The sequence below is a fragment of the Streptomyces sp. NPDC005533 genome, assembly GCF_042871845.1.
GTDB lineage: Bacteria > Actinomycetota > Actinomycetes > Streptomycetales > Streptomycetaceae > Streptomyces.
Genome location: NZ_JBIAJH010000012.1, coordinates 189,978 through 214,815 on the forward strand (window position 1 = coordinate 189,978; position 24,838 = coordinate 214,815).

The window sequence follows — 24,838 nt, forward strand, 5'->3', positions numbered from 1 at the left end:
GAGTTGTCCACAGCCGTTTGGGCGGGTTTTGGCGGCAAATGCATGATCCGCCCTGTGGACTACCGGCCGGGATCCGCCCGGCGGGCCAGATCGTTCATGGTCCGGGCCTGGAGCTCCCGCTCCGTCGCGGCCCGGACGAACTCCGCCACGTGGTCGGGGCCCACCAGGTCCTGCACCGCCCGTACCGTCCCCGCCGGCAGCGCCACCGGCGAGGGCCCCGACGGCTGGGGAGTGCCCGCCGCCCCCAGGTGCTGCTGCAGATGCCGGGTCGCGAAGAGCCGCATCGCCCGGGCCAGTTCCGCGTCCACCGTCTGCTGGGCGAGCGGGCGCAACCGCCGCACCATCGTCGCCGCCTCCGCCGCGTCCGCGTCCGTGGGCGGCACCTGCCCGAGGTAGCGCGCGAAGACGTGCTCGGTGGTGAACTCCAGGAACCGCGAGGCGATGTGCTCCACCTGCCCGCGCAGTTCCCGCAGGTGCCCGGTGATCGCCGGCAGCGGCACGCCGGCCGCGTACAGTTCGGCGGCCACCGCCAGCTCCTGCGGGGAGGGCACCAGGAACTGGTCCGGGCGCCCCGGGATCCGCTCCAGGACGCCCAGCTCGCAGGCCTCGCCCACCGCCTCGTCGTCCGGGCGGCCGCCGAACCGCTCGTTCAGCTCCTCCCGGCTGATCCGCGCGGCCTCCTCGTCGGTCCACGGCCCGTGCACCTCGGCGACCAGCCCCAGCACGCCGCCCAGGCCGCGCCCCGCGTCCCAGGCCTCCAGCAACTCCTTGATGGAGGCCAGGGTGTAGCCGCGGTCGAGCAGGTCCGCGATCTGGCGCAGCCGCGCCAGATGCGTGTCCCGGTACACGTTGGAACGGCCGCGCCGCTCCGGCTTCGGCAGCAGCCCGCGGTCCTGGTACGCCCGGATCGTGCGCACCGTCGCCCCGCTGTGGTGCGCCAGATCCTCGATCCGGTACTCGGCTACCGCCTGATCGGACAATCCCGGCTCCCTACGACATCGCGGCTGGGCCGACCGCGCCGCCCGGCGCGGGCCGGACGGCAGGTGAAGCCGCGAGGTGCTCGACCGCCCTGCGCGGCGAGCCCTCCTGCGAGGGATGGTACGACCGCCGGAAGGAGCGGGATATGGCCGTGCCGGGCTCTGTCCACCACGAGCCCCCGCTCACAGCTTCGGCTCCACCCTCGCGAGGCGCCGCAGGAGTCGCGGGGCGTGGCGGGACATCCACAGGGCCCCCTTGGACTCGGGGGTCACCGGTACGACGGCCTCGTTGCGGACCACGGCGCGCAGGATGGCGTCGGCGACCTTCTCCGGCGGGAAGTTGCGCAGCCCGTACAGCCGCGAGGAGCGTTCCCGGCGGCGCTTCTCCTCGGCCTCGTCCACCCCGGCGAAGCGCGACGTGGCGGTGATGTTGGTGTTGACGATGCCGGGGCAGATCGCGGAGACGCCGATCGACTTCGACGCCAGTTCCGCGCGCAGGCACTCCGACAGCATCAGCACCGCCGCCTTCGAGGTGCTGTAGGCGGGCAGGGTCCTGGAGGGCAGGTAGGCCGCGGCGGAGGCGGTGTTGACGATGTGTCCGCCCTGGCCGCGCTCGGCCATCTGCCTGCCGAAGATCCGGCAGCCGTGGATGACGCCCCACAGATTGACGTCCAGGACCTTCTTCCAGTCCTCGGCCGTCGTGTCGAGGAAGGCTCCGGACAGGCCGATCCCGGCATTGTTGACCAGGACGTCCACGATGCCGTACTCGGCGGCGACCTTCGCCGCGAGCTTCTCCATCGCCTGCTCGTCGCTGACGTCCACGCACTCGGCCCAGGCCTCGGCGGCGCCCACGAGCCGCGCCATGTCGGCCGTGCGCGCCGCGCCCTCGGCGTCGCGGTCGACGGCCACCACCCGGGCCCCGGCCTCGGCGAAGGCGAAGGCGGTGGCCCGGCCGATGCCGCTGGCCGCGCCGGTGACCAGGACCAGCCGGCCGCCGAAGCGGTCGGCGTACGGGCCCGGTGCCTTGAGCTGCGGTGCCCGCGTGGCCGGCTCCTCCCGGGCGGTGACGAACTCGCCGATCCAGGCGGCCAGCTGGTCCGGCCTGGTCCTCGGCACCCAGTGCTTGGCGGGCAGCGTGCGCCGCAGCAGGTCCGGGGCCCAGTGCTCCAGGCCGTCGTAGAGCCGCTCGGACAGGAAGGCGTCCTCGGTCGGGGTGATCAGCTGCACGGGTGCGTGGGCGTACGCGTCGGTGCGCGGCCGACGCAGCCGCGCCCGCACGTTGTCGCGGTAGAGCCAGGCACCGTGTGCCGCGTCCGAGGGCAGCGAGGCCGTCGGGTACGAGCCGGCCGGAACCTTCTCGACGCGCTGGAGGATCGACGGCCACCGCTTGCCGAGCGGTCCGCGCCAGGCCAGTTCCGGCAGCACGGGGGTGTGGAGCATGTAGACGTACCAGGACTTGACGCCCTGGCCGAGCAGCTGCGCGGCCGCGCGCGGGGTCGGCCGCGTCATCCGCTTCTTGATCCAGTGCCCGAAGTGGTCGAGGGAGGGACCGGACATCGAGGTGAAGGAGGCGATCCGGCCCTCGGTACGGCCGACCGTCGCGAACTCCCAGCCCTGTACGGAGCCCCAGTCGTGGCCTACCAGGTGCACGGGCCGGTCCGGGCTGACCGCGTCCGCCACCGCCAGGAAGTCGTCGGTCAGCTTCTCCAGGGTGAAACCGCCGCGCAGCGGCTGCGGCGCGGTGGAGCGCCCGTGGCCGCGTACGTCGTAGAACACCACGTGGAAGCGGGCGGCGAGCCGCTCGGCGACCTCCGACCAGACCTCCTTGCTGTCCGGGTAGCCGTGCACCAGCAGCACGGTCGGGCGGTCCGCCTCCCCGAGCTCGACGACGCACAGCTCGACCCCTCCGGTGCTCACCCAGCGCTCGCGCGCGCCCGCCGGCCCCGCCACTCCTGCTCCGCTCATGCCGCTCATGCTGCCTTCTCCTCGGCCCAGCGCCGCACGTGCGGCAGGTCGTCGTCCAGCCAGAACGCGCTCTCCTCGGGATCCCGGGAGTCGGTGACGACCAGGATCTCCTCGAACTTCGCGCCGGTGCCCCGGAAGCCCAGGTGCGGCTCCACCGCCCACAGTCCGGGCTGCGGCGGGTGGTCGGAGAAGTGGTACGGACTCCACAGCGGGGACCAGCCCTCGCGATGCCCGTGCAGGGCGTCACCGGCCAGCCCCTTCAGGGACTGGGTGCCGAACCCGAAGGCGGTCGGGGACCAGCGCCGCTCCTTGACCCGGTCGATCTTGTGCGCGATCACCCCGAACGGATAGGCCCGGTGCCGGTTGGCGTACCCCTGCCGGGTCATCAGCCGCTCGACGTTCTCGTAGATCTCGCGCAGGGAGCGGCGCTCGCGCACCTGCTCCAGGATGAGTACGCGGTGGGCCTGGAGGTCCGACATCAGCCGGTCCTGCACCGGATTCAGTCCGAGGCTGCCCGAGTAACCGATGTCAGCCGCGTACCCCTTGAACACCGGTGCCATGTCGAGGATGAACGGCATCCCCGGCTCCAGCTTCCGGTTGGTCGGGAAGAACTGCAGCGGGATCTTGAAGTTCGCGAAGGCGGTGCGGTCCCCGAACCAGGCGAAGGGCAGGTGGAACCAGTCCCGTACGCCGCGGTCGCGCAGCCACTGGCGCTGCATGCGCGCCGCCTCGCGCTCGGTCACGCCGGGCCGCAGCTGGGCCGCGACGGCCTCCGCGCACTCGTACGAGAGGCGCTGCACCTCTCTGAAGCCGCCCAGATCGGCGGAGAGTCGTCCGGAGAGTCGCGCGGTGCGTTGCTTGGTGTCCCCAGCCATGTCAGCCCGTCCATCCGTCTAGCCGTACGCGCCCGTAACTTGACACTGATGAATGTGACAATGACCGGAGATCACGTCAAGGGTCGTGCACAGACCTGTGGATAAAGTTGTCCGGTCCACATCAGCCTCCAGTACGGGTGCGTACGCCTCAAGGCGGATACGGGATCCCACTCAAGGTCTGACGCTTCGCGAGAGCTCCCCCACTAACGTCGCTCTCGTGACTGTCATCGCGACCGAAAGCCTGAGCAAGCGGTACCCCCGAGTGACCGCCCTCGACCGGCTCTCCCTGGACATCGGGCCTGGTGTGACCGGCCTCGTGGGTGCCAACGGAGCCGGCAAGTCCACGCTGATCAAAATTCTGCTGGGACTGTCCCCCGCCACCGAGGGCAGCGCCGCCGTGCTCGGCCTCGACGTCAAGACGCATGGCGGTGCCATCCGTGAACGCGTCGGGTACATGCCCGAGCACGACTGCCTGCCACCCGACGTCTCGGCCACCGAGTTCGTCGTCCACATGGCGCGCATGTCCGGGCTGCCGCCGACCGCGGCCCGCGAGCGCACCGCCGACACCCTGCGCCACGTCGGGCTGTACGAGGAGCGCTACCGCCCCATCGGCGGCTACTCCACCGGCATGAAGCAGCGCGTCAAGCTGGCCCAGGCACTCGTCCACGACCCCCAGCTGGTGCTCCTCGACGAGCCGACCAATGGCCTGGACCCGGTCGGCCGTGACGAGATGCTCGGCCTGATCCGCCGCGTCTACACGGACTTCGGCATCTCCGTTCTGGTCACCTCCCACCTCCTCGGCGAGCTGGAGCGGACCTGCGACCACGTGGTGGTCGTCGACGGCGGCAAGCTGCTGCGCTCCAGCTCCACCAGCGACTTCACCCAGATCACCACGACCCTCGCGGTCGAGGTCACCGACTCCGACGCACACCCGGACGGCACCGCCGCCCTGCGCAAGGCGCTGACCGAGGTGGGCGTCGTCCTGCACGAGGGCGGCGAGCAGGGCCTGCCCGGCGCCGGCCACATCCTCCTCGTCGAGGCCTCCGGCGAGGACACCTACGACACCGTCCGCGACACGGTCGCCGATCTCGGCATCGGCCTGGTCCGCATGGAACAGCGCCGCCACCACATCGCGGAGGTCTTCCGCGACAGCGATCGGCCCGCGCACTCCGTCCAGCAGAAGGGAGCCGGTTCCGATGGCGCCTGAGACCTCCACCCAGATCCACAACATCGGCTACCGGTCCTACGACGGCCCCCGGCTCGGCCGCGCCTACGCCCGCAAGTCACTGTTCTCGCAGTCCCTGCGCGGCGCCTACGGACTCGGCCGCTCGGCCAAGTCCAAGGTCCTGCCGATGATCCTCTTCGCGGTGATGTGCGTTCCCGCGCTGATCATCGTCGCGGTCGCCATCGCGGTGCCCGGCTCCAGCGACCTGCCGATCAAGTACACGACGTACGCCCTGACCACCCAGGTGATCATCGGCCTCTTCCTCGCGTCCCAGGCGCCGCAGTCCGTCTCCCGGGACCTGCGCTTCAAGACGGTGCCGCTCTACTTCTCGCGGCCCATCGAACGCGTCGACTACGTCGTGGCCAAGTACGCGGCCATGGCCTCGGCCCTGTTCATCCTCACCGCGACCCCGCTGCTGATCATGTGGATCGGCTCGCTCCTGGCGAAGTTCGACTTCGCCCACCAGACCAAGGGATTCGGGCAGGGACTCGTGTCGGTTCTGCTGCTGTCGCTGCTCTTCTCCGGCCTCGGCCTGGTGGTGGCCGCGCTCACGCCGCGCCGCGGCTTCGGCGTCGCCGCGATCATCGCGGTGCTCCTGATCCCGTTCGGCGCGGTGACCGCGGTCCAGGGCATCGCCTACAGCACCGGAAACGCCGGGGCCATCGAGTGGATGGGCCTGTTCTCCCCGGTCACCCTCATCGACGGCGTACAGACCGCGTTCCTCAACGCGACCTCGGCCTTCCCCGGCGGCGAGGGTCCCTCGGCCGGTGTCGGTGCCGTCTACCTGCTCGTCGCCCTCGGCCTCATCGCCGGCTCCTACGCCGCCCTGATGGCCCGCTACCGGAAGGCCGGGCTGTGACCACCATCGACATCGACCACACCTCCCGCTGGTTCGGGAACGTCGTCGCCGTCAACGACGTGACCATGAGCATCGGACCCGGTGTCACCGGGCTCCTCGGTCCCAACGGCGCGGGCAAGTCCACCCTCATCAACATGATGGGCGGCTTCCTCGCCCCGTCCACGGGCACCGTCACCCTCGACGGCGCGCCGATCTGGCAGAACGAGCAGGTCTACAAGCAGATCGGCGTCGTGCCCGAGCGCGAGGCGATGTACGACTTCCTCACCGGCCGGGAGTTCGTCGTCGCCAACGCCGAGCTGCACGGCCTCGACGACGCGGCGGCCCAGCGGGCCCTCGCCACCGTCGAGATGGAGTACGCCCAGGACCGCAAGATCTCCACCTACTCCAAGGGCATGCGCCAGCGCGTGAAGATGGCGTCCGCCCTCGTCCACGACCCGTCCGTGCTGCTCCTGGACGAGCCGTTCAACGGGATGGACCCGCGCCAGCGCATGCAGCTGATGGAGCTGCTGCGGCGCATGGGCGACGAGGGGCGCACGGTCCTGTTCTCCTCCCACATCCTGGAGGAGGTCGAGCAGCTCGCCTCGCACATCGAGGTGGTCGTCGCCGGCCGGCACGCCGCTTCCGGTGACTTCCGCAAGATCCGCCGTCTGATGACGGACCGCCCGCACCGGTATCTCGTCCGATCCTCCGACGACAGGGCGCTCGCGGCGGCCCTGATCGCCGACCCCTCCACGGCCGGTATCGAGGTCGACCTGAAGGAGGGCGCGCTGCGCATCCAGGCCGTCGACTTCGGCCGCTTCACGGAGCTGCTGCCCCGTGTGGCCCGCGCGCACGGCATCCGGCTGATGACGGTCTCGCCCTCCGACGAGTCCCTCGAGTCGGTCTTCTCCTACCTCGTCTCGGCCTGAAAGGAGCTGGCACCCATGTACGACCCCACCGTTGCCCGGCTCACCTACCGGGCCCTGCTCGGTCGGCGGCGCGCACTGATCCTCTTCGCGCTGCCCGCCCTGCTGATCGTCATCGCCCTCGCCGTCCGCGCCGTCACCGGTGCGGACGACAAGGTCGCGGCGGACCTCCTCGGGGGCTTCGCCCTCGCCACCATGGTTCCGCTGATCGGCGTCATCGCCGGCACCGGCGCCATCGGGCCGGAGATCGACGACGGCTCGATCGTCTACCTGCTCTCCAAGCCGCTGAAGCGCCCGACGATCATCATGACCAAGCTGATCGTGGCGATCGCCGTCACCATGGCCTTCTCCGCGATCCCCACCCTGATCGCCGGGTTCATCCTCAACGGCAACGGCCAGCAGATCGCCGTCGCCTACACGATCGCCGCCCTCGTGGCCTCGATCGCCTACAGCGCGCTGTTCCTGCTGCTCGGCACCGTCAGCCGGCACGCGGTCGTCTTCGGTCTGGTCTACGCCCTGATCTGGGAGTCGCTCTTCGGCAGCCTGGTCTCCGGCGCCAAGACCCTCAGCGTCCAGCAGTGGGCCCTGGCCCTTGCCGAGAAGGTCGCCGGTGACGGGTACGTCGACGCCACCGTGGGCCTTCCCACCGCGGCGGTCCTGCTCTCCGTGGTCACGGTCGGCGCCACCGTCTACGCGGGCCAGAAGCTGCGTCGGCTCACCCTGGCGGGCGAGGAGTAGGTCCCGCCGCATCCCCTGCGAAACAGTGCCCCGCCCGGCCCACCGGCCAGGCGGGGCACAGCTTTGCGGGTCATCATCGGTGCATGATCGAGCACACCGAGCCGGAGCCGTCCAGGCCCCTGTGGTCCTGGATACGCTCCTCTCCCGGGACGCACATCTGGCTGCTGATCATCGCCGTCACCAGCGTCGTCGTCGTGATCGCGCCCGACAGGCTCGAGCACGTCCTGCTCCACCGCAACAGCAGCAACATCCACCAGCTCGTCCAGCACCCCGTACGGGCCCTCCTCAGCAGCGCGTTCTGGATCGAGAACCCGGCCTCGCTCGCCCTCTACGCCGTCCTCTTCGAGCTGTTCTACGCGCCCGTCGAACGATGGCTCGGTACCCAGCGCTGGCTCCTGATCGTGGCGAGCGCGCACATCATCGCCACCCTGGTCAGCCAGAGGGTCCTGCTGATGGCCATCGAGGACCACCGGGCCCCGCGCAGCATGACCCATGTCGTCGACATCGGCGTCAGCTACGGGCTGGCGGCCGCCGTCGGTGTCCTCACCTATCGGCTCCCCAGCCCCTGGCGGTGGTTCTACCTGGCCGGAGCGGTCGCCTTCTTCGGACTCCCGCTCGCCACCGGCGGCACCTTCACCGACCTCGGCCACGCCATCGCGCTCTCCGTCGGTCTGCTCGCCTGGCCGCTCACCCGCCACGATGTTTCACGTGAAACACGACCCCGTTTCACGTGAAACATGCACGATGTCCCGCTCCCGCCCCGGCCGTAAGGAAGTTGACGGTCATGGGCCTTCCCTATGGGCGCCCATCGCCGGATTCACGGCCGATGCGCGGAAATTCGCTGGTACGCGACTTCCGCCCGGGGCAGAGTGAGTCGTGCGGGGAGCAACAAAAGGTCCGGGGCAGCCACTTCGAGCGCGCCTCGCGGCGTGGGCTGTCCCGGACCTCTCCTACTCCGTACCGGCTACGCGGCGCCCAGCAGACGTTCCAGCACCACCGCGATGCCGTCCTCCTCGTTGGAGGTCGTCACCTCGTCGGCCACCGTCTTGAGCTCCGCATGGGCGTTGGCCATCGCCACCCCGTGCGCGGCCCAGCCGAACATCGGGATGTCGTTGGGCATGTCACCGAAGGCGATCGTCTCCGCGGCCTTCACCCCCAGCCGGCGCGCCGCCAGCGACAGGCCGGTGGCCTTGGTCAGGCCGAGCGGCAGTATCTCGACGATGCCCGGACCCGCCATGACGATGTCGACCAGGCTGCCGACGGTCTCCCGGGCCACCTTGACGAGCGCGTCTTCGTCCAGCTCCGGGTGCTGGATGTAGAGCTTGTTCAGCGGGGCCGTCCACACCGCGGCGGTGTCCTCCAGGTAGAGGGCCGGGAGGCCCTCCTGCGCCTGGTAACCGGGGCCGAAGAGGACCTCGCCGTCCACACCGTCCCGGCTGGCGGCCAGAGCCAGCGGTCCGATCTCGGCCTCCAGCTTCGACAGCGCGAGACCGGCCAGCTGCCGGTCCAGCGTCACCGAGGTCAGCAGCCGGTGCGCACCCGCGTCGTACACCTGCGCGCCCTGCCCGCAGACGGCGATCCCCTTGTAGCCGAGATCGTCCAGCACGTGCCGGGTCCACGGCACGGCCCGGCCGGTGACGATGATGTGCGCCGCGCCCGCCGCGGTGGCCGCGACGAGCGCTTCACGGGTACGTTCCGAGACCGTGTCGTCACCACGCAGCAGCGTGCCGTCGAGATCGGTGGCGACGAGCTTGTACGGGAACGGGGCCGGGCTCACTTGTTGATCGGCTCCAGGACCTCGCGGCCGCCGAGGTAGGGGCGCAGCGCCTGGGGCACGCGTACCGAACCGTCGGCCTGCTGGTGGTTCTCGAGGATGGCGACGATCGTACGCGGAACGGCGCACAGGGTGCCGTTCAGCGTGGACAGCGGCTGGGTCTTCTTGCCGTCGCGGTAGCGGATCGACAGGCGGCGTGCCTGGAAGCCGTCACAGTTCGAGGCGGAGGTCAGCTCGCGGTACTTGCCCTGGGTCGGGATCCACGCCTCGCAGTCGAACTTGCGCGAGGCGGAGGCACCGAGGTCACCGGTGGCGACGTCAATCACCTGGAACGGCAGCTCCAGGCTGGTCAGCCACTGCTTCTCCCATTCAAGGAGCCGCTGGTGCTCGGCCTCGGCCTCCTCCGGCGCGACGTACGAGAACATCTCGACCTTGTCGAACTGGTGGACGCGGAAGATGCCGCGGGTGTCCTTGCCGTACGTACCGGCCTCGCGGCGGAAGCACGGCGAGAAGCCGGCGTACCGCAGCGGCAGCTTGTCGGCGTCGATGATCTCGTCCATGTGGTACGCGGCGAGCGGGACCTCGGAGGTGCCGACCAGGTAGTAGTCGTCCTTCTCCAGGTGGTAGACGTTCTCCGCGGCCTGGCCGAGGAATCCGGTGCCCTCCATGGCGCGCGGACGGACCAGCGCCGGGGTCAGCATCGGGATGAAGCCGGCCTCGGTGGCCTGGGCGATGGCCGCGTTGACCAGCGCCAGCTCCAGCAGGGCGCCCACACCGGTCAGGTAGTAGAAGCGCGAGCCCGAGACCTTGGCGCCGCGCTCGACGTCGATGGCGCCGAGCGATTCGCCGAGCTCCAGGTGGTCCTTCGGCTCGAATCCCTCGGCGGCGAAGTCGCGGATGGTGCCGTGCGTCTCCAGGACGGTGAAGTCCTCCTCGCCGCCGACCGGGACGTCCTCGTGGACGATGTTGCCGAGCTGCAGGAGGAGCTGCTTGGCGGCCTCGTCGGCCTCGTTCTGCTCGGCCTCGGCGGCCTTGACGTCCTGCTTGAGCTGCTCGGCCTTCTTCAGCAGCTCGGCCCGCTCCTCGGGGGAGGCCTTAGGGATGAGCTTCCCGAGGGACTTCTGCTCATTGCGCAGTTCGTCGAAGCGCATGCCGGAGGACCTGCGGCGCTCGTCTGCGGAGAGCAGCGCGTCGACGAGGTCGACGTCCTCTCCACGGGCGCGCTGCGAGGCGCGGACACGGTCAGGGTCTTCACGGAGCAGCCGGAGGTCAATCACCCCTCCAGGCTACCGGGCGGGGCTTCCCGGGATCACATCGATATCACGCTGCGTGTCGCTATGTCCCAATTGCAACGAATGGATAAGTCTTGATCGCTGACCGGAAGTGAACCTTCTCGGAGCGTCAATAAAAGCGGTCCCTTTCCCCGAAAAGGGGCACAATGCCGGCGGCCGGGCCTTCTCTGAGCAGGGCCGGAGGGCGTTCTTGTCCACAGGAATTGCCGCTGCCGGCATCTTATCCACAGGCTGTGTGCTGCATCTGTGGACACAGGAATAGATCATTCCTGATCGGCGGATGGCCGAGGTGAATCAGGGTTCAAACCACCCTCACACACTCATTCGGGTGGGAATGCCTCGCCCCAAAGAGTTGATCGGCGATACGGGGGTGACACCGTTCACCTTCCGCTCCCCAGCGCGAAACCTGACCCCCCCGACCGATTTGTCGACCTTGTCATGCCGTTCTGTCGACTTGTCCCCAGGTCTCCATCTCGCCCTGTGGATAACTCTGTGGACAGTGGACGGGGCGGTGGACGAACCCCTACGCCCGGCCGTCGAGGCAGCGAGTCAGCCAGTCGGAGGCGTCCGTGAAGTCACCGTCGGTGGTTCCGGCACGAGGCGCCCTGACATCACTCTGAGCGACACCGGCGCGCGGATAGGACCCGAGGAAGCGGACCTGAGGGCAGGTCCGCTTGAGGCCCATCAGCGCCTCGCTGACCCGGCGGTCCGAGATGTGGCCCTCGGCGTCGACGGCGAAGCAGTAGTTGCCGATGCCCTGTCCCGTTGGACGGGACTGGATCAGCATCAGGTTGACCCCGCGGACCGCGAACTCCTGGAGGAGCTCCAGCAGCGCACCGGGGTGGTCGTCGCCCAGCCACAGCACGACGGAGGTCTTGTCGGCGCCGGTCGGCGCGGCGGGGCGCGCGGGACGGCCTACGAGCACGAAGCGGGTCTCGGCGTTCTCGGCGTCGTGGATCTCGGTGACCAGCGGGACGAGCCCGTAGGTGGCGGCGGCGAACTCACCCGCGAAGGCGGCGTCGAAGCGGCCCTCCTGGACCAGCCGGGCGCCGTCGGCGTTCGAGGCGGCAGACTCCCACACCGCGTCGGGCAGGTGCGCCCGCAGCCAGTTGCGCACCTGCGGCTGGGCGACGGGGTGCCCGGTGACGGTCTTGACGTCCGACAGGGCGGTCCCGGGCCGTACGAGCAGCGCGAAGGCGATGGGCAGCAGCACCTCGCGGTAGATCATCAGCGGTTCGCCGGAGGCCAGCTCGTCGAGGGTGGCGGTGACCCCGCCCTCGACCGAGTTCTCGATCGGGACCAGTGCGGCGGCCGCCTCACCGTTGCGCACGGCGTCCAGGGCGGCCGGGACCGACACCATCGGGATGAGCTCCCGGGTCGCGGCTTCCGGCAGGGTGCGCAGGGCGGCCTCGGTGAAAGTGCCCTCGGGACCGAGATACGTGAAGCGGGTGGCTGACATGCGATCAGCGTAATGCCGGGGCCGCGCCCACCGGGGTCCTGTTCATCCTTCGAGCAGCCGCTGCCCCACGTACTCGCCGCTGCGGGGGCCGGGCGGAACCGCGTACAGACCGCTGGACTCGTGCCGGATGAACTCCGACAGGGCGTCCCCGCGGTCCAGCTTGCGTTGGACGGGCACGAACCCGCGCAGCGGATCGGCCTGCCAGCAGACGAAGAGGAGGCCGGCATCCGGGGTGCCGTCGGCGCCGATCCCGTCGTGGAAGGAGAAGGGACGCCGCAGCATGGCCGCCCCACCGTTCTGAGCGGGGGCGGAGATCCGGGCGTGCGCGTTGGACGGGATCACCGGCTTGCCGTCCGCGCCGAGCTTGTCGAGTTCCATCTCGGTGGTCTCCGTGCCGCCGGTCAGCGGCGCGCCGGTGGCCTTCGTGCGGCCTATGACCTGCTCCTGCTGGGCGAGCGACTGCTTGTCCCAGTCGTCGAGCAGCATGCGGATGCGCCGTACGACGGCGTACGAGCCCCCGGCCATCCACGCGTGCTCGGCCGGTCCCGGGCCCGCCGCGGGGACGAAGATCCGCTTGTCGAAGTCGGGCTGCGAGGGCGTCGGATTGCCGGTGCCGTCGATCTGGCCCATGAGGTTGCGGGCGGTCATCGGGGTGTGAGTGGCTCCGGGAGACCGGTTGAAGCCGTTCATCTGCCAGCGGACGCGCGCGGCGTCCCCGGCGTCCTTCTGCAGCGCGCGCAGGGCGTGGAAGGCGACGAGTCCGTCGTTCGCGCCGATCTGGACCCACAGGTCGCCGTTGCTGCGCTGGGCGTCGAGCCGGTCGGAGGAGAAGTTCGGCAGCGGATCGAGGGCGGCGGGGCGGCGGGCGGCGAGGCCGGTGCGCTCGAAGAAGGAGTGGCCGAAGCCGAAGGTGACGGTGAGGGAGGAGGGACCGGCATCCAGGGCGATACCACTGTCGGAGGTCGCGGCGGGCTCGCCCGCCATGAGTCGCCGCGCTGTGTCCGACCAGCGTCGCAGCAGTGCGGCGGCCTCCGTCCGGCCCGCCCCGGCGGTGAGGTCGAAGGCGATGAGATGCCCCTTGGCCTGCAGGGGCGTGATGATGCCGGCCTGGTGGTCTCCCTGGAACGCCACCTTGGTGGCGCCGAGGGAGGACAGGCTTCCGGCGTTGCTCGGGGCCGGGGTGCCCGCACCTGAGCGGGTCCCGGAGTCGGCGAGCGCGGAGTGCGCGAGGGCGCCGCCCGCGGCGCCCAGCGCGAGTCCGGCGGCGCCCGCGGCGCCGACGGTGCCCAGCAGCCGGCGCCGGGAGATCTCGATGTCGGGGTTGCTCTCGGTCACGCTGCTCAGCCGATCTTCACTGTCTTCTGCACGGTGGTCTGGTCGATGTCGGAGGTACGGACGGTCACGTCGATGCGCCATTCACCGGCGAGCGGCAGCTGGACACCGGAGGAGGTCCAGTGCCCGGGGGCCGCCTGGTCGGGGACGAGCGGCAGCGGGCCGATGTCCTTGGCCGGGAGGGTGAAGGCCACCTTGATCTCGGGGAGGTCGAAGGGCTTGCCGTCGCCGGAGTCGGCCCAGAGGTGCAGGGTGTTGGCCCCGACCCGGCCCGGGTCGAGTTCGAGCCGGACGGACCCCTTGCCGTTCTGACCGCCGGTGTCGAACGGCAGGGTGATCTTCACGGCGCGGTCGGGGACGGCGGTGGCGCCGGCACTGCCGCGGCCGGCCTCCTGCTCCACCGTGCGCCCGGGCTCGGTGCTGGTGAGCACCGTGGTGACGGCGAGCAGGATCACGGCGATTCCCGCTTCGGTGAGGACGGAGCGGCGCAGACCGGCACGGTGGGGGTCGGCGTCACGGACCTGCTTCTCGCGTGCGCTCTCCCGGGCGGCGCGCTGCCGGGCGAGCTGGGCGGCGCGCTCCGGGTCGGCCGGGACGGTGACGGGCTCTGTTTCACGTGAAACATCGGAGCCGTCCACCGCGGCGGAGTCTGTTTCACGTGAAACATCGCCCCGCCCGGTCACCTCCGCGGGGGTGGCCCCCGGTGCCTCCGGGGTATCGGCGAGGCGTGCGGTCCACTTGCGGGACAGGTAGGCGATCCCGAGAAGGACGGCCACCAGGCCCACCTTCACGAGCAACAGCTGTCCGTAGTCGGTGCCGGTGAGGGCGGACCAGCTGCCGAGCTGGCGCCAGGACTGGTAGACGCCGGTGACGGCGAGGACCAGGACGCTGACGAAGGCGACCGTGGAGAAGCGCCGGACGGCCGCGCGCTCGATTCCCGGGACCTTGTGGAGTGCGACGAGCAGTGCGGCGAGACCGCCGAGCCAGGTGGCGACGGCCAGCAGGTGCAGGATGTCGGCCGGCATGGCGATACCGGGCTGGATCCCGGTGGAGGCGTGTTCGGAGAGGGCCCAGGTGGCGGCGATCCCGCCGGCGACGACTGCGCCGCCGATGGCCAGGCCGAAGGTGAGGTCGTTGGTGGCCCTGGCCTCCTCGTGCGCCTCCCCCTCGTGCCCCTCCGGCGCGAGCTCTTCCTCGGGCCCGGCATCCTGCACACGGCGTGCGTAGACGCCGAAGAGGACCGCGACGAAGAGGGCGGCGGCACCCAGCAGGAGCAACCGCGAGACGAGCGAGGCACCGGTCTTGGTCTCCAGGACGGCCCGGAGCCCGTCGAGGTCGAACGCGTCGGCGAACTTCCCGGAGCCCGTGTACGGGGTCCGGAGCAGCAGCATCACGAGGGTGGCCGTGGTCAGGGTGACCCAGGCGCGCACGACGAGCTTCTGGAGCGGTCGTTCGGCGGCTCCCCGGCGCCAGCACAGCAGGATGAACGCGGCGCCGCCCACGAGGACGGTGAAGCCGGCGTAGGCGGCGTACCGGGCGATCCCGTACGCGATGCCGACGGGGCCGCCGCCTGCCCGCGCGGTGGGCAGCGTGACATCGGTGGCCGAGGGCGCGCCGATGGAGAAGGTGAAGGCGCCGGAGATCGGGTGGCTGTCGGCCGAGACGGCCTGCCAGGCGACGGTGTAGGTGCCGTCGGGCAGACCGGTGTGCAGGGCGGTGCCGTAGCGGACGGTGTTCCCGCTGCACATGTCGCGCAGCTCACCGGTGTCCACCCGCCGGCCTTGAGGGTCGAGGACGCGGATGGAGTCGTCGCCCAGTGCGACCTGTTCCGAGAAGGAGAGGGTGACCTGGGCGGGCGCCGTGGCGACCACCGCCCCGTCCTTGGGGTCGCTCGCGGTGAGTGCGGCGTGCGCCGCGGCCGGTGACGCCGCGGTGTACAGGGTTGCCAGCAGGGCTGCGAGGACCAGCGCGAGCCGCGGCAGCAAGGCCGTGGCACGGACGCGGGCCGTGGAGGGGGCGGGGGCGGTGGCCGTCATGGCGTGTCAGTTCCTCGGTCCGTCAGTGGGCTTTGTCAGCCGTGGATTTCGGATCCTGCGCGTTGTACGTCCGATCCTTCACGTCCAGCTCGACCTTGACGGGGCCGGCCTTCTCGAAGCGGAGCTCGACGGTGACCTTGTCCCCGACCTTCGGCGTGTTGTTGAGCCCCATGAACATGATGTGGCTGCCGCCGCGCTCCAGCCGGAGCTCGCCGTTCGCCGGCACGTCCATCGCCTGGACCTGCTGCATCTTCTGGTCCTTGGTCTCGTGGATCTGGAGATCGCCGGAGAGCGGGGAGGTGGCGCCGGTGAGCTTGTCGGCGCTCTCGGTGTTGTTCTTGATGACCATGAAGGCGCCGGCCATCTTGTCGTCCACGGGCTGGGGCATGAACGCGCCGCTGACCGCCATCTTCGGCTCGCTGTCGCCGGAGCAGCCGGACAGGGCGAGGGCCGCCGTCAGGGAGAGGGCGGCGGTGAGGGTGCGGGTGGTGCGGGCGTTCACGGGGTCTCTCCCTTGACGAGCTTCGGCAGGTCCTTGGTGTAGTCGTCGACGGTGGTGCCCTCGCCGTAGAGGACGTAGCCCTCGTCGGTCTTGGGCGAGAACGCGATGACCTGGGCGCCGTGCATGGAGACGACGTTGCCGTTGGCATCCTTCGTGGGTGCCTCTATGCCGATGCCGAGCGTGCGCGCCCCGGCCTGGATGGCGGCGAAGTCCCCGGTGAGTCCGACGAAGGACGGGTCCTGCGCCTTGAGCCACGCGGCGAGGGACTCGGGAGTGTCCCGTTCGGGGTCGGTGGTGACGAAGACGACCCGGAGGTCGTCCTGGTCGGCCTGGGGAAGCGCCTTCTTGGCGACGGCGATGTTGCTCATCGTCAGGGGGCACACGTCGGGGCAGTGGGTGTAGCCGAAGTAGATAAGCGTCGGCTTGCCCTTGGTCTGCTCACGCAGGTTCCAGGGCTTGCCGGTGGTGTCCGTGAGGACGAGCTCCGGCTTGGTGAAGGGGCGGTCCAGGACGGTCGCGGCCTTGGCGTGGTCCTGGCCGCCGGCGATCTGGGTGACCGAGCCGGGCTTGGCGGACTCACCGCCACAGGCGGTGAGGGTGAGTGCGGCCGCTGCGAGGAGAGCGGCGGCCGCCACACGTGTGGTGCGCATGGAGAGGAATCCCTGGGATCGGGGGTGGTTCGGATGTGGGGCGGTGGCGCGCACGGCGCCGGAAGGTCAGGCGGAGCGGCGACGGGAGGCGACGCCGAAGGCGACTCCGCCGAGTCCGAGGACGATGCCGGCGACGCCGAGGACGCGCGCGGTCGTGTCGGAGCCGTGCTCGGCGGCGGCCTCGTCGTGGCCGTGCCCGGCGTCCTTCTCGGCGTTCTTCGCTTCGTCCGCCTTGGCGTCGCCGTGGTGGTCGTCGCCCTTCGCCGCGGTCAGCTTCAGGACGGGAGCCGGGTTCTGCGGTTCCGCTGCGCCTTCCTTGGCCTCTTCGATCCAGCGGACGACCTCGCCGTTGTCATACGTCTGGATGGACTTGAAGGCCATCTGGTCGGCGTTCTCGGGCAGCTTGCCGACGGACACCGGGAACTGCTGGAACTTGCCGGGCTCGATCTTGCCGCCGGACCAGGTCACCTTGGTGACGACCTCGTTGACCTGCTTGCCGTGCACGGTCAGCGGCTTGTCGAGCTTGGTCTTCTCGACGCTGGAGGTCCAGCCGGGGATGTCCTGCGGCATGACGGACGTGAGCGGCTGGTCGACCGGGAAGTTGACCTCGAGCTGAGTGGTCGAAGCGTTGTCGCGCTCGTTCGGGACCTTGAAGTTGAGCGTCGCGTAGCCACCCTTGGCGGCGTCCCCGACCGGCTGCACGCCGACGTGCGCGAAGGCGGTACCCGACAGGACGAGGACGGAGCCGGCGGCGAGAGCGGCGGCGAAGGAGATGCGAGAGGTCTTCATGGCGGAAACACTCCACGGAAGCAGTGGTGACGGTGGCTCCGCGCGCGGGCGCGCACGGAGTTCGCGGCACCGGTGCTCCCACCGTGTGTCCCGGGGAGGAGGGTGCCGCGTCAGGCTGCGAGGGCGAGGGCCACGGGCGGCCCGCGCCTGATCACCGTGTGCTGGAGTGCCTCCCGGCCGGTGTGGGCGGCCGGGTCGGACCCGGTGCGCAGGGCCCGGGGGAGCCGGGCGGGCGCGCCCGGAAGACCGGCGCCGAGGGCCCGTACGAGGGCCAGCGCGGCGCGCAGCGGGCGTACCGGGGCGGCGGCTTCGGCGGAGAGCCGGGACAGTTCCACGAGGCGGAAGAGTGCGGCGTCACCGCGGCCGAGCAGCCAGCCGGCGGCGAGTGCGGCCAGCAGGTGGCCGATCAGCATGGCGGGGCTGAACAGGCCCGTCGCGGGTGCCGTGGTGGCGGCTTGGGCCACGTGGGCGTGGGCGCTGTGCCCCTGGGCGGCGACCTGTCCGGCCGTGGCGACCTGCCCGGCCTGCTCGGCCAGGGCGGCCGGGTCCAGGCCCGCGGCCTCCAGGATCTGCCGGGCGTCGGCCTGGCTGAGCGGTACGGAGTTGCCCCCGCAGACCAGCCGGGCGGCGAGCGCCGCGAGCGAGCTGTCGGAGGCGCCGGCCGGTGCCTGCGCGGCCGCGGTGCTGTGCTGGCCGAGGCCGAACAGCGCGTGCAGGGCCAGTTGTCCGGTGGCGAGCCCGGCGGCGATGCCGGGCAGGGTGCGACGGCGGCCGGCGAGCGTGGCGGCGACCGCGAAGACGGCGAGGAACCCGGCGCACAGGGACCACCAGGGCACGCTGGCGCAGGACGCCAAGGCGTGCCCGGCCGCGGACAGCACGACGCAGACCGCGGTGAACACCGCGGCCCGGATGAGCCGGAGGCCGGCTCCGGCGTGCGTCGCGTGGGGGTCAGACATGGCCGGGTCATCATCGCACTGCGCTGAGGGCGTCCATACGGCAGGTCCGGAAGGTCCACATGGTCCCCTCTGCGCAGACCGTCCGGTCACGACCCCGGGCGGGCCACCCCGGCGGAACGCGTACACCGCTCCCCGGGAGAGCCGCATCGGCCGAACGAGGGCAATGCGGTCTCGGACGGCCGCAGGGCGCTTACGGTCATCCGTAGGTGGCAATAGGTAACCGTATGAGCATCTGGTGGTCTCTCCACTTGAGGCGCGAAGCCGCGAGCGTGCCGCTCGCCAGGCGATTGCTGCTGGGGACCATGGAGACCGCGGGGGTGGACCCGGACATCTCCTTCGACCTCTCGGTGGCACTGAGCGAGGCGTGTGCGAACGCCGTGGAGCACGGCGGGGGCGGTGATCTTCCGGACGAGACCGCGGCGGCGTACCACGTCACGGCCTACCTGGACGGGGACCGCTGCCGCATCGAGGTGACCGATTCCGGTCCGGGGTTCCCGCCCGCGACGGAGCCCCGCCGTAGACCGTCCCTGGCCGAGCACGGCCGGGGCCTCGATCTGATCGCCGAGCTCGCCGATCACGTCCGTTTCCGCAACCGGCCGGGCCGGGGCGCGGTGGTGAGTTTCGACAAGATGCTGAAGTGGCGCGACGGCGCGCTGCTGAAGGTGTCCTAGACACGGTGATGGGCGGGACCCCGTACGGGATCCCGCCCACCTGAGAGGACCGGTGGAGGCGTCAGCCCTTGAGCCGCGCCATCCAGGCCTCGACGTCGGTCGAGGTGCGGGGCAGCCCGGCCGACAGGTTCCGGTTGCCGTCCTCCGTGACGAGGATGTCGTCCTCGATCCGTACGCCGATGCCGCGGTACTCCTCCGGCACGGTCAGGTCGTCGGCCTGGAAGTAGAGACCCGGCTCGACGGTGAGGCACATGCCCGGCTCCAGCGTGCCGTCGACGTACGCCTCGGTGCGCGCGGCGGCGCAGTCGTGGACGTCCATGCCGAGCATGTGGCCGGTGCCGTGCAGGGTCCAACGGCGCTGCAGGCCCAGTTCCAGGACGCGCTCGACGGGGCCCTCCAGCAGACCCCACTCGACGAGCTTCTCGGCCAGCACGTGCTGGGAGGCGTCGTGGAAGTCGCGGAACTTCGCGCCCGGCTTCACCGCGGCGATGCCGGCTTCCTGGGAGGCGTAGACCGCGTCGTAGATCTTGCGCTGGATGTTGGTGTACGTGCCGTTGATCGGCAGCGTCCGCGTGACGTCGGCGGTGTAGAGGGAGTGCGTCTCCACACCGGCGTCGAGCAGCAGCAGGTCGCCGGAGCGGACGTCGCCGTCGTTGCGGACCCAGTGCAGGGTGCAGGCGTGCGGGCCGGCGGCGCAGATGGAGCCGTAGCCGACGTCGTTGCCCTCGACGCGGGCGCGCAGGAAGAAGGTGCCCTCGATGTAGCGCTCGGACGTGGCCTCGGCCTTGTCGAGGACCTTCACGACGTCCTCGAAGCCGCGGACGGTGGAGTCCACGGCCTTCTGCAGCTCGCCGATCTCGAAGGCGTCCTTCACGGCGCGGGCCTCGGAGAGGTAGACGCGCAGCTCCTCGTCGCGCTCCTTGGTCACCTTGTCGGTGAGGGCGGACTCGATCACGGAGTCGTGGCCGCGGACGCACCGGACCGGGCCCTCGGCCTCGGTGAGGGCCTCGGCGAGCTCGCGCACGTCACTGGCGGGAATGCCCAGGAGCTGCTCGGCCTCGGTGAGGGAGTGGCGGCGGCCGACCCACAGCTCGCCCTGGCCGGACAGCCAGAACTCGCCGTTCTCCCGGTCGGAGCGCGGCAGCAGGTAGATGGTGGCGGTGTGCCCGGCAGCCCCTGTGGGCTCCAGGACCAGGACGCCGTTCTCGGTCTGGTCACCGGTGAGGTACGCGTACTCCGTCGAGGCGCGGAAGGGGTACTCGGTGTCGTTCGAGCGGGTCTTCAGGCGTCCCGCGGGGATGACGAGGCGCTCGCCGGGGAAGCGCGCGGACAGCGCGGCGCGGCGGTCGGCGGTGTGCCCGGCCTGGGCGATGGGCTCCAGTCCGTGCAGCTCGGTGTCGGCCCAGCCGGTGCGCATGCTCTCGGCGAGTTCGTCGCTGACGCCCGGGTACAGACCGTTCTTGCGCTGCTTGATCGTCTTCTTGGGCTGCTCTTCTTCCGGGGTCTCCGGGGTGAGCTCGTCAGCCACGTCTTCTCCTCAGCTACGACGGTACGGACCTGGGTGTGGACCGCATCCATCGTATGCGTGTGCGGGGAGGGCCGGTCCGAATCGTGCCGTCCGTCACGATACGGACTGTGGACCGCGGTCCGGCCGGACGCGAAGCGGCCCCCCGGAGCGACCGCCCCGGAGGGACCCGCGCACGACGGCTCACTCGAAACGGGCGGCGAGCAGCACGATGTCCTCGGGGGCCTCGGCGGGCTCCCCGTCGGGCAGCACGGTCCGCAGGATGTGCTCGCACAGGGCCGCCGGGTCCTCCCGGGCGCCGCGGGGCACGCCCGCGGCCGCCGCGTGCAGCCGCGCGTAGGCCCGGTCCATCGGGTCTCCGGTGTGGCGCAGCAGCCCGTCGGTGTAGAGCAGCACCGTTTCTCCGGGTGCGGGTTCGATCTCCACGCTCGGCGCCTCCCAGCAGGGCAGCATGCCCAGCGGAGCGGAGAGCGAGGTCTCCACGTACTCGGTGCGGTGCTCGCCGATGAGGAGCGGCGGGGTGTGCCCGGCGCCGGCCAGAATGATCTTGTGGCCCTGGCCGTCGGAGTGCGGGCCCCCGGCCGGTTCGCAGTAGGCGAAGAGCGCGGTGGCCGAGCGGGCCGGCTCCGTGAGGCGCAGCAGGAGCTCCAGGTCGGACAGGACCGCCACCGGGTCCTCGCCCTCCATGACGGCGTAGGCCCGCAGTGATGCGCGCAGCCTCCCCATGGCGGCGACGGCGCTCGGCCCGGATCCGGTGACGGAGCCGACGGCCAGGCCGAGGGCGCCCTCGGGCAGCGGCAGGGCGTCGTACCAGTCGCCCCCGCCGCGCGGCCTCGTGTGGTGGCGGGCCGCGAGCTGCACCCCGGGGATCCGGGGGAGCCGGCTGGGCAGCAGTTCCTCGGCGAGGGTCGCGAGGCGCGAGCGGGAGCGCTCCACCTCCAGCATCCGGGCCAGGTGCTCGGCGGCGTGCCGGACGTACAGCCCGGCGAGGTCGCGCTGGCGGTCGTTCGGCTCGGCCTGCTCGTCGTAGAGCCAGACGGCGGCGCCGAGCCGGCCGGTGGCCTCGGCGGTCAGCGGGAGCGCGTAGCTGGCGGCGTAGCCGAGGCGGGCCGCGACCTCGCGGTGCCGGGGGTCGACGGGGGCGGCGAAGCCGCCCGTGCCGGGGGGCTCGCCCGGTTCGGGGAGGACCTCGGAGCCGCCGTGGGCGTCGGGCAGTCCGTCGAGGATCCGGCCGTACGAGGTCGCGCTGCGCGGCACGGTCTCGATGTGGCCGAGTTCGGCGTGGCCGAGACCGAGGCCGATCGTGCTGGTGGGGCCGAGTCCGTCGGAGGGCTCCAGGACGATCAGCCCGCGGCGGGCGCCGACGAGTGAGGCTCCGGCGCGCAGGAACTCGTGGAGGGAGGCGTCGAGGTCACAGGTGCGGGCGAGCCGCTCGGTGAGCTCGTGCAGGGTGGTGAGATCCGAGACCATGCCCGCCAGCCGGTCCTGGATGACGCTGCCCGGGCCGGGCGGCGGCGCTGGTGCGGGGGTGGTGCGGGCGGGCGTGGGCGCCGCAGTGTGCGGTGACGCGGTAACTGCTGGATCGATTCCAGCCACTTTCGGCAGATGCGGGGCGCTCATGGCGTCCGCCTTTCCACCTGGTGCGATTCGCCATATAGCATCGCAAACCCCCAGATCGTGCTGCGCCGCCATCAAGGAATCCACATCTACACGCAGACGTGGATGCATGTCCAGCATTGCCCAGGTGGGAATCCTGGTGTCCGTGGGACGGCAACTCACTGTCGAGCCAAGGCTAGAACTTGGCCGGAAAAAGCTGGAAGCGGTCGGTTTTTGAGGTCGACTGGGCGGGCGCCGCAGGGGGCTCGGGTACGTATTCGGTGACGCCCGGGGTGAGTTGGCGCCGTCGGGAACCGATGGGAACCACCCGGCACGGGCCGTCGTCCTTAGCGGCGGCAGCCGGTCTCGGCCGTCGGCGCGGGTCGCGCTCCGCCCCCGCCGGACGTTTGATGGACCCGTAAGACAACTGCACGAACCGTGTGGACCTGCTTCTGGCGGACAGTGACGCGAAACCTGTACGTGTGGTGAGACACCGGTTACATGGTGTGATGTGGCCCTCGGCGTTCAACGGAAAGGAACGAGCGCTCATGCGCGAGATCCTCGGAAGGCGTCTCCAGCGGCTCCGCGATCGCTTTCAATCCCTGCGCCCCGACACGGGACAGAGCGGCACCGCGTCCGCTCTCCTCGACGCGGCGCTCGTCTGCGCCAGCACATGGCAGTGGCCCGTCCTCCCCGGTGTCGGTCGCTCCGCCACTGACGGTTCGCGGTGCGCCTGCCCCGATCCCGACTGCGTCGTCCCCGGCGCCCACCCCTTCGACCCCGGACTGCTCGCCGCCACCACCGACCCCCGGATGGTGGCCTGGTGGTGGACCAACCGGCCCACCGCCCCCGTCCTGATGGCCACCGGCGGGACCGCCCCGTGCGCGGTGAGCCTGCCGGCCGGCGCGGCCGCACGGGCCCTCGTGCGACTGGACGCACAGGGCATGCGCCTCGGTCCTGTCGTGGCCACGCCCACCCGCTGGTCGCTCCTGGTGGCGCCGTATTCGCTGGAGCGGCTCGGCGAACTCCTTTACGCGAAGGACCACGTGCCCTCCTCGCTGCGCTTCCACGGCGAGGGCGGCTACCTGTTGCTGCCGCCGTCCGCCGCCTCCAGTGGCGGCCAGGTGCGCTGGGAACGGGAGCCCCAGCCCGAGCCCCGGCCTCGGTCCCAGTCGCGGCAGCGGAGGCAGCAACCGCGACAGGCGCGGCAGCCGTCGCCGGTGGGGGCTGAGCCGCGGGACGCCGTGAACCTCTGGCTGCCCGATGTCGAGGCCGTCGTGGACGCGCTCGTCGAGGCGAGCAGCGGGGCACCGGGCGGCGGCAGCAGGCTCGCGTACTGACCCGCGGGGCATCTGCGGATCACTCGTACGGGTGCCAGCGGGACGAGTTTCGCGGGGAATTGGGCGCGGGGATCTCCGTGCCCCATTCCCGCGTCGCTATCTTCGGCGAATGAATCTCCGTCTGATCGGTATCGGCGCCGGTGTGCTGATCATCTTGTCGCTCCCGCTCGCCGGAGCGATCGCCGGGCCGGATTTCGCCGGTCAGGACGACGGAAAGGGCGGCGGCCTGTTCTCGACGCTCGGACTTTCGGACTCTCCCCGCACCTCCCCGACCGCCCCCGCGCGGCCGGCGGGCGCGGCGGTGGAGCCCGGAAAGCCGGGTCCGGTCGAGCAGCCCCGTACCGATTCCCGCTGCGGTCCCGAGGTGTCGTCGCCGCACGGAGTGGAGGCGCAGACCTGCGTGCTGGTGGGCGAGGGCCGTACGTGGGGCCGGAGTTACTACAGAAACACGAGTGGTCGCGCGCTGGATGCCGTGCTGACGATGATGGGTCCGGCCGGACGCACGGTGCAGATCCGGTGCGCGGTCGGCGCGGGTGACGAGCCGGGCCTGTGTGAGACGCCCAAGGAGGACTCTGCCGGAGCCCCTGACAGTTACTCGGCCGTAGCGGAGTTTGCAGTTCCGGATGATGAAGGGGAGCTGCTGCTGCGGTCCGGGAGCAACTCGTCCGTACCGGGTGACGGTTGAGTACCGCCGGAAATGGAAGGGCCCGGTCGCTGGCGACGGGGGATGCACCAGCGACCGGGCTACAAGAACGGTAACAAGAGATCGCCTGTTCGCAAATTCGATCTCTGATATTCAGACACCGATTTGCAGACGATTAGCGGGAGTTGTGACTCCGGTCACCGGCTCCACGCGTGCGCGCGATCAGCTGAGGGTCACCTGGCGGTTGGTGAGTCCGCCGCGTGCCCGGCGCTCCTCCGTGGTCAGCGGGGCGTCCGTGGCCAGAGCCCCGGCCAGCCGCTCCGCGAACTCCGCCGCGGGCTTCTCGACGTCGTCGGCCGTGACTCCGGTGGGGAGGTCCCAGACGGGGACCATGAGGCCGTGCGCACGGAAGGAACCGACGAGCTTCGTGCCCTCACCGAGCGAGGACGTGCCCGCCGCGTGCAGCCGCGCGAGGGCGTCGAGCAGCTTCTCCTCGGGGTGCGGCATGACCCAGCGCAGGTGGTTCTTGTCCGGGGTCTCGCACCAGTACGCCGCGTCCACGCCGGTCAGCTTGACGGTGGGAATGGCGGCCGCGTTGGCGCGCTCCAGCGAGGCGGCGATCTCCGGGGAGGCACTCTGCGCGCTCTCGGATTCCGGAATCCAGAATTCGAAGCCGCTGTGCACAACCGGCTCGAAACCGCCGTCCGTGTCCAGGAGATCCTGAAGTCG

General features: G+C 70.9%; 23 protein-coding genes. 8 read left to right on the forward strand and 15 right to left on the reverse strand.

Translation table 11 applies throughout. The features are described from left to right. Window positions 1–59: 59 nt before the first annotated feature. The 3 genes from ACFYP3_RS15225 to ACFYP3_RS15235 form a co-directional block, all read right to left on the reverse strand. Window positions 60–980 carry a MerR family transcriptional regulator gene (locus tag ACFYP3_RS15225; protein WP_388831732.1) on the reverse strand — a complete coding sequence of 307 codons (921 nt, stop codon included), beginning with the start codon at window positions 978–980 and terminating at the stop codon, window positions 60–62. 180 nt (window positions 981–1,160) lie between these two features. Beyond that, window positions 1,161–2,942 (reverse strand): SDR family oxidoreductase, encoded by a 1,782-nt coding sequence (locus ACFYP3_RS15230; RefSeq protein WP_388831734.1) that lies wholly within the window; start codon window positions 2,940–2,942, stop codon window positions 1,161–1,163. 5 nt (window positions 2,943–2,947) lie between these two features. Then, complete coding sequence (locus ACFYP3_RS15235; protein WP_319725750.1) at window positions 2,948–3,817, reverse strand: M24 family metallopeptidase; 870 nt, start codon at window positions 3,815–3,817, stop codon at window positions 2,948–2,950. Window positions 3,818–4,034: 217 nt separating this feature from the next. Between ACFYP3_RS15235 and ACFYP3_RS15240 the strand changes: the two genes are divergently transcribed. From ACFYP3_RS15240 to ACFYP3_RS15260, 5 genes are all read left to right on the forward strand, one after another. Then, a complete protein-coding gene (locus ACFYP3_RS15240) occupies window positions 4,035–5,024 on the forward strand; it encodes an ABC transporter ATP-binding protein (RefSeq protein WP_388831736.1) in 990 nt (329 codons plus the stop codon). After that, window positions 5,014–5,901, forward strand: a complete 888-nt coding sequence (locus ACFYP3_RS15245) for an ABC transporter permease (RefSeq protein WP_388831738.1) — start codon at window positions 5,014–5,016, stop codon at window positions 5,899–5,901. Before ACFYP3_RS15240 ends, ACFYP3_RS15245 begins: the two co-directional genes overlap by 11 nt. Next, on the forward strand, window positions 5,898–6,809 hold the full coding sequence (locus tag ACFYP3_RS15250) for an ABC transporter ATP-binding protein (RefSeq protein ID WP_388831740.1): 912 nt from the start codon (window positions 5,898–5,900) through the stop codon (window positions 6,807–6,809). Before ACFYP3_RS15245 ends, ACFYP3_RS15250 begins: the two co-directional genes overlap by 4 nt. Before the next feature lie 15 nt (window positions 6,810–6,824). Then, entirely contained in the window at window positions 6,825–7,544 is a 720-nt protein-coding gene (locus tag ACFYP3_RS15255; RefSeq protein WP_388831742.1) for an ABC transporter permease, read from the forward strand. A gap of 83 nt (window positions 7,545–7,627) precedes the next feature. Further along, window positions 7,628–8,278, forward strand: a complete 651-nt coding sequence (locus ACFYP3_RS15260; RefSeq protein ID WP_388831744.1) for a rhomboid-like protein — start codon at window positions 7,628–7,630, stop codon at window positions 8,276–8,278. Between the two features lie 230 nt (window positions 8,279–8,508). On the opposite strand, the gene ACFYP3_RS15265 is transcribed toward ACFYP3_RS15260, so the two are convergent. From ACFYP3_RS15265 to ACFYP3_RS15305, 9 genes are all read right to left on the reverse strand, one after another. Then, on the reverse strand, window positions 8,509–9,321 hold the full coding sequence (locus ACFYP3_RS15265) for an HAD family hydrolase (RefSeq protein ID WP_388831746.1): 813 nt from the start codon (window positions 9,319–9,321) through the stop codon (window positions 8,509–8,511). After that, window positions 9,318–10,595, reverse strand: a complete 1,278-nt coding sequence (serS, locus tag ACFYP3_RS15270) for a serine--tRNA ligase (RefSeq protein WP_388831748.1) — start codon at window positions 10,593–10,595, stop codon at window positions 9,318–9,320. Before serS ends, ACFYP3_RS15265 begins: the two co-directional genes overlap by 4 nt. A 538-nt stretch (window positions 10,596–11,133) precedes the next feature. After that, window positions 11,134–12,069, reverse strand: coding sequence for a prephenate dehydratase (pheA, locus tag ACFYP3_RS15275; RefSeq protein ID WP_388831750.1), 936 nt, complete (start codon window positions 12,067–12,069; stop codon window positions 11,134–11,136). Window positions 12,070–12,111: 42 nt separating this feature from the next. Further along, the gene (gene efeB / locus ACFYP3_RS15280) at window positions 12,112–13,485 is read right to left on the reverse strand and encodes an iron uptake transporter deferrochelatase/peroxidase subunit (protein ID WP_388831752.1); all 1,374 of its coding nucleotides are present in this window, start codon (window positions 13,483–13,485) and stop codon (window positions 12,112–12,114) included. Continuing rightward, complete coding sequence (locus tag ACFYP3_RS15285; RefSeq protein ID WP_388831754.1) at window positions 13,410–15,437, reverse strand: copper resistance CopC/CopD family protein; 2,028 nt, start codon at window positions 15,435–15,437, stop codon at window positions 13,410–13,412. The genes efeB and ACFYP3_RS15285 overlap by 76 nt, the downstream gene beginning before the upstream one ends. 22 nt (window positions 15,438–15,459) lie before the next feature. Next, window positions 15,460–15,939, reverse strand: a complete 480-nt coding sequence (locus tag ACFYP3_RS15290; protein ID WP_388831756.1) for a copper chaperone PCu(A)C — start codon at window positions 15,937–15,939, stop codon at window positions 15,460–15,462. Beyond that, the gene (locus ACFYP3_RS15295; protein WP_388831758.1) at window positions 15,936–16,589 is read right to left on the reverse strand and encodes an SCO family protein; all 654 of its coding nucleotides are present in this window, start codon (window positions 16,587–16,589) and stop codon (window positions 15,936–15,938) included. The genes ACFYP3_RS15290 and ACFYP3_RS15295 overlap by 4 nt, the downstream gene beginning before the upstream one ends. A gap of 66 nt (window positions 16,590–16,655) precedes the next feature. Then, window positions 16,656–17,378 carry a YcnI family protein gene (locus ACFYP3_RS15300; RefSeq protein WP_388831760.1) on the reverse strand — a complete coding sequence of 241 codons (723 nt, stop codon included), beginning with the start codon at window positions 17,376–17,378 and terminating at the stop codon, window positions 16,656–16,658. Between the two features lie 110 nt (window positions 17,379–17,488). Next, a complete protein-coding gene (locus tag ACFYP3_RS15305; RefSeq protein ID WP_388831762.1) occupies window positions 17,489–18,334 on the reverse strand; it encodes a hypothetical protein in 846 nt (281 codons plus the stop codon). Window positions 18,335–18,558: 224 nt separating this feature from the next. On the opposite strand from ACFYP3_RS15305, the gene ACFYP3_RS15310 reads away from it, so the two are divergent. Next, window positions 18,559–19,005: an ATP-binding protein gene (locus tag ACFYP3_RS15310; RefSeq protein ID WP_388831764.1), complete on the forward strand. Its 447-nt coding sequence runs from the start codon at window positions 18,559–18,561 to the stop codon at window positions 19,003–19,005. Window positions 19,006–19,066: 61 nt separating this feature from the next. Here the strand turns inward: ACFYP3_RS15310 and ACFYP3_RS15315 are convergent, their stop codons facing one another. Beyond that, a complete protein-coding gene (locus tag ACFYP3_RS15315; RefSeq protein ID WP_388831766.1) occupies window positions 19,067–20,533 on the reverse strand; it encodes an aminopeptidase P family protein in 1,467 nt (488 codons plus the stop codon). 180 nt (window positions 20,534–20,713) lie between these two features. Next, window positions 20,714–22,267: a PP2C family protein-serine/threonine phosphatase gene (locus ACFYP3_RS15320; protein WP_388831768.1), complete on the reverse strand. Its 1,554-nt coding sequence runs from the start codon at window positions 22,265–22,267 to the stop codon at window positions 20,714–20,716. 407 nt (window positions 22,268–22,674) lie between these two features. On the opposite strand from ACFYP3_RS15320, the gene ACFYP3_RS15325 reads away from it, so the two are divergent. Beyond that, on the forward strand, window positions 22,675–23,466 hold the full coding sequence (locus ACFYP3_RS15325; RefSeq protein ID WP_388831770.1) for a bifunctional DNA primase/polymerase: 792 nt from the start codon (window positions 22,675–22,677) through the stop codon (window positions 23,464–23,466). A 109-nt stretch (window positions 23,467–23,575) separates the two neighbouring features. Then, a complete protein-coding gene (locus ACFYP3_RS15330) occupies window positions 23,576–24,151 on the forward strand; it encodes a hypothetical protein (RefSeq protein WP_388831772.1) in 576 nt (191 codons plus the stop codon). A 180-nt stretch (window positions 24,152–24,331) separates the two neighbouring features. Here ACFYP3_RS15330 and ACFYP3_RS15335 read toward each other — a convergent pair. Continuing rightward, window positions 24,332–24,838, reverse strand: a 507-nt coding sequence (locus ACFYP3_RS15335; RefSeq protein ID WP_388831774.1) for a DUF5926 family protein, incomplete at its 5' end; no start/stop codon positions are given.